Origin of the sequence: Brachybacterium nesterenkovii, assembly GCF_900163655.1 — a bacterium.
Classification (GTDB): domain Bacteria; phylum Actinomycetota; class Actinomycetes; order Actinomycetales; family Dermabacteraceae; genus Brachybacterium; species Brachybacterium nesterenkovii.
On record NZ_FWFG01000028.1, the window covers coordinates 1 to 3,008 of the forward strand.

Sequence of the window (3,008 nt, forward strand, 5' to 3'; positions counted from 1 at the left end):
AGCGGCGGCGTGGTGCGGGTACGGCTACGGCTGGTCGGCGGCCGGCGGGGCGGTGCGACGATTCGGCAGGGCGCTGAGGCAGGGCAGCGGGTTCGGTCCGGAGGGGCGCTCAGGCGCGCGCGTCCGCCGCGTGCGGGAAACGCCGACGCAGCCACAGGCTGACATAGACGAGGCCCACGAGCACAGGGACCTCGATGAGGGGGCCGACGACGCCGGCGAGGGCCTGGCCGCTCGCGGCGCCGAAGGTGGCGATCGCGACCGCGATGGCGAGCTCGAAGTTGTTCCCGGCGGCGGTGAAGGCGAGCGTGGTGGTGCGCTCGTACCCCATGCCGAGAACCCGGCCCAGCGCGTAGCTGAGCCCCCACATGATCGCGAAGTAGGCCAGCAGCGGCAGGGCGATGCGGGCGACGTCGAGGGGGCGGCCCGTGACCTGCTCCCCCTGCAGCGCGAAGAGGACGACGATCGTGAACAGCAGGCCGTACAGGGCGAAGGGACCGATCCGGGGCAGGAAAGCGCTCTCGTAGCGTTCGCGGCCCCAGCGGCGCTCCCCCAGCAGGCGCGTGAGGAAACCGGCGATCAGGGGAATGCCCAGGAAGATCAGCACGGACTTCGCGATCTGCCAGGGCGAGACCTCCAGGCCCGCCTGCGGCAGGCCGAGCCAGCCGGGGAGGACGCTGAGGTAGAACCAGCCGAGAGCGGCGAAGGCGATGACCTGGAAGATCGAGTTCAAGGCCACGAGCACGGCGGCGGCCTCGCGGTCGCCACAGGCCAGGTCGTTCCAGATGATGACCATGGCGATGCAGCGCGCCAGTCCCACGATGATCAGACCGGTGCGGTACTCGGGCAGGTCGGGCAGGAGCGTCCAGGCCAGCGCGAACATGAGCGCTGGTCCCAGGATCCAGTTCAGGGCGAGGCTCGCACCGAGCATCCGGCGGTCGGAGGTGACGGTGTCGAGGCGGTCATAGCGCACCTTGGCGAGCACCGGGTACATCATCACCAGCAGACCCAGGGCGATCGGCAGGGAGACGCCGTCGATCTCGACGGCCGCGAGCGCCTCTCCGAGCCCGGGGACCAGGCGGCCCAGGAGCAGTCCGGCGATCATCGCGGCACCGATCCAGAGCGGGAGCAGGCGGTCGAGGACGGACAGCCGCGCGGCGACCGGCGCGGCGGCGGTATCGGTGAACATCGAAGGGCGGCCTCTCTGCTCGGGCGCCGTCCGGGCGGCGGCATCGGACGCGGGGCGCACCAGGCCGTCCGCGTCCTCGTCGAGCCGACCCTGACACGCCATATCGACGTTCGTCAATACGCAGTATAGGGTGGCCGCATGACAGCCCGCGACGCCTCAGCCGACGAGTGCTGCGCCCCGCCTACCGCGCCCCTCCTGCCCGCCGACCGCGCGGACTGCCTGGCCGCCGTGTTCAAGGCCCTCGCGGACCCGACCCGGGTGCGCCTGCTCGGCTACGTCGCCGCGGAGCCCGGCGGGACCGTCTGCGCCTGCCACCTGCCGCAGGAGCTCGGCATCAGCCAGCCCACTCTGAGCCACCACCTCAAGCGCCTGGTCGAGGCGGGACTGCTCGAACGCGAGCAGCGCGGACGGTGGGCGCACTACACCCTCGCCGTCGGCGCCCTCGGGACCGCGCGCGTCTTCCTCGGCGCACCGTCCGGGGGCGATGGCTGCTGCTGAGGCCCGGCCCCGGCGACGGGCGCGGTCGCACGGGTACGGTCCGGTCGGGCGCGAACTGGTCTCCCGGCCGCAGCGGCGTGCTTCAGTGCGCCTGTCCGAGATGCCCTGACAGCTGAGCATGGCGCGCGGCGGATGCCTCGTTGAGCCCGAGGATCTCCACCCGCTTCCCCTTGGCGGCGTACTTCGCCTCGATCGCATCGAGGGCGGCCACGGTCGAGGCGTCCCAGATGTGGCTGCCGGACATGTCGATCACCACGTGCTCGGGGTCGCCCGCGTAGTCGAATTGATAGACGAGATCGTTGGAGCTGGCGAAGAACAGCTCGCCGCGCACCCGATAGGTCCGCGCATCCGGCTCGCCGTCGCCGTCCTCGTCGGCCTCGGACACCTTCTCGACGATGCTGAAGTGCGCCACACGGCGGGCGAAGACGATGAACGCCGCGTTGACGCCCGCGATGACGCCGAAGGCCAGGTTGTGCGTCCACACGGTCACGACGACCGTCACCGCCATGACGACGAGCTCGCTCCAGGGCATCCGGCGCACCGTGGCAGGGGCGATCGAGTGCCAGTCCATGGTCGCGACGGAGACCATGATCATCACCGCGACCAGCGCGGCCATCGGGATGCGCGCCACCAGCGGGCCTGCGCCCACGACCAGCACGAGCAGCATCAGACCCGCGGTGAAGGTGGAGATCCGGGTACGGGCCCCGGAGGCCTTCACGTTGATCATCGTCTGGCCGATCATCGCGCAGCCGCCCATGCCGCCGAAGAATCCCGTGACTATGTTGGCGACCCCCTGCCCCCAGGCCTCACGGGTCTTGCTCGAGTGGGTGTCCGTGATGTCGTCGACGAGCTTCGCGGTCATGAGCGACTCGAGCAGGCCGACGAGGGCCATCGTCAGGGCGAACGGGCCGATGATGCCGAGGGTCTCGAGGTCCAGCGGGACGTCCGGGATCAGCAGGCTCGGCAGGGAGTCGGGCAGCTCGCCCTGGTCGCCCACGGTCGGCATCGTCCAGTCGGCGAGCTGCGCCAGGGCGGTGACCAGGCCGATCGCGACCAGCGGCGCCGGCACGGCCGTGGTCCAGCGCGGCAGCAGCACCATGACGAGGATGCCGAGAGCGACCATCGGGTAGACGATCCACGGAACGGCAGGGCCGACCAGGTGGGGCAGCTGGGCGAGGAAGATGAGGATCGCCAGCGAGTTCACGAAGCCGACCATCACCATGCGGGGGATGAACCGCATCAGGCGGGCGACGCCGAGGAGGCTGAGGAGGATCTGCAGGGCGCCCGCGAGGATCACGGTGGCGATGAAGTAGTCGATGCCGTG

General features: G+C 70.8%; 3 protein-coding genes. 1 reads left to right on the forward strand and 2 read right to left on the reverse strand.

Translation table 11 applies throughout. The features are described from left to right. Positions 1-109 precede the first annotated feature (109 nt). Positions 110-1,186 (reverse strand): ACR3 family arsenite efflux transporter, encoded by a 1,077-nt coding sequence (gene arsB / locus FM110_RS03165; RefSeq protein WP_087102604.1) that lies wholly within the window; start codon positions 1,184-1,186, stop codon positions 110-112. 138 nt (positions 1,187-1,324) lie between these two features. On the opposite strand from arsB, the gene FM110_RS03170 reads away from it, so the two are divergent. Then, positions 1,325-1,684: an ArsR/SmtB family transcription factor gene (locus FM110_RS03170; RefSeq protein ID WP_087102600.1), complete on the forward strand. Its 360-nt coding sequence runs from the start codon at positions 1,325-1,327 to the stop codon at positions 1,682-1,684. A gap of 82 nt (positions 1,685-1,766) precedes the next feature. Here the strand turns inward: FM110_RS03170 and FM110_RS03175 are convergent. Then, a partial coding sequence (locus FM110_RS03175; protein ID WP_087102602.1) for a SulP family inorganic anion transporter occupies positions 1,767-3,008 on the reverse strand: 1,242 nt, incomplete at its 5' end.

Excerpts from the sequence above, each read along its gene's own strand:
- arsB (WP_087102604.1), bottom strand. The coding sequence starts at position 1,186 with ATGTTCACCGATACCGCCGCCGCGCCGGTCGCCGCGCGGCTGTCCGTC.
- FM110_RS03170 (WP_087102600.1), top strand. The coding sequence starts at position 1,325 with ATGACAGCCCGCGACGCCTCAGCCGACGAGTGCTGCGCCCCGCCTACC.